Annotated in this window: 1 protein-coding gene; it reads right to left on the bottom strand. The window is 76.4% G+C overall.

The features are described from left to right. Window positions 1-380: 380 nt before the first annotated feature. Window positions 381-1,424: alpha/beta hydrolase (locus tag HGA02_RS19125; protein ID WP_168680951.1), on the bottom strand; the 1,044-nt coding region annotated here is incomplete at its 5' end.

Genomic DNA, 1,424 nt, shown 5'->3' with positions numbered 1-1,424 from the left:
CTCGACGAGCTCGTCACGCAGCGTGTCGAGCAGGGCCGCGAGCCGCACCACCTGCGGGTCGGTCGACCGCGTGGGGACGTCGAGCGCCGGGACGAGCGTGGGGACGGAGGTGGACGTGTCGGGCACGGGGATCGTGGGACGGCCCTCCGGTTCGCGGGGCGGCAACGGGGCGAGTGGCGACGTGATCGTGCGGTGCGGTGGCCGCGCCTGCAACCGGAGCGAGCGATGTCGCCCGTGCGGACGACCCGGGTGGGGCGTGCGACGGGCGTGCCTCGGGGCTCGTCCGGTCGCTCGTCGTCTCCGGTGGGGCGGTCGGCGGCGGACGGCCGGGGTCGACCGCCCGCGTGCGTCTGAGCGGACGCCGGTGCGTGGCCGCGTCGTCAGGCCGTGCAGCGCCGCACGAACCGCACGAGTCGGTCGAGGGCGGCGTCGGCGTCGGCGCTGCCGGGCTCGAACTGGTACTCGTGCGGCAGCGCGGGCGTGTGGTCGTCGGGGAAGAACAGGGTCTCGACGTCGACGCCGTGCTCCTCCAGCGTCGCCGCGAGCGCGACGGACTGCCCTCGCAGGGGGTCGGCGTTGCCGACGGTGACGAACGTCGACGGGAAGGCCGCGGTCACGTGCCGCCCCACCGACATCGACGACAGGAACGCCTCGTCGTCGAGGAAGCGGCGCTCGCCGCTGTACGCCCACCCGCACGCGCGCAGGACGTCCCGCAGCGGCGACCGCGGGTCGAGCCGGGCGAGGTCGAACACGCCGCAGCACAGCACGACACCGCGCAGCTGCGCGGGGTGCACGGTCGGCTCGACCCCGAGGGTGCGCGCGTAGGACGGCACGGTCGTGAGCGTGGCGACCTGGGCGCTGATCTGCGCGCCCGCCGAGTCGCCCGCGAGGACGAGGCGCGACGGTTCCACGTGGAACCGCGCGGCGTTGTCCTGCACGTGCCGGAGGGCCGCGGTCACCTGCCGGACGGGCGTCGGGTACTGCGCCTCGGGTGCGCGGGTGTACCGCGGGGCGACGACGGTGACACCGTGGCTCGCGAGCAGCCGGAACCAGCCGCGCAGCTCGTCCTTCGTGCCGCCGACGAACGCACCGCCGTGCGTCCAGACGACGGTCGGCAGCGGCCCGGTCGCGTCGTCGGGGTGGAACACGTCGAGGACCTCGTCGGCGCCCGGTCCGTACCGCTCGTCGAGGACGGCGGTGACGCCGGCGGGTGCCTGCGCGTCGAGCCGGGCGGTGCGGTCGACGACGCCGCGGGCGAACTGGCGACGCACCAGCAGGACCGTCGGGCGGGGGCTCACCAGGAGCGACGCCCGGAGCAGCCCGAGCACGGCGCGCCCGGCGAACCCGCGCACGCCCGCCGGGCGGGTGGCCGAGACCGGTGTGCGGCTCGTGCCCGTGTCCTCGGGCGCGGCCTCGTGCGGCAC

This window comes from Cellulomonas septica, assembly GCF_012396155.1.
Classification (GTDB): domain Bacteria; phylum Actinomycetota; class Actinomycetes; order Actinomycetales; family Cellulomonadaceae; genus Cellulomonas; species Cellulomonas septica.
Note: the sequence above shows the minus strand (reverse complement) of the source record. Positions and strands in the feature narration are given on the sequence as shown.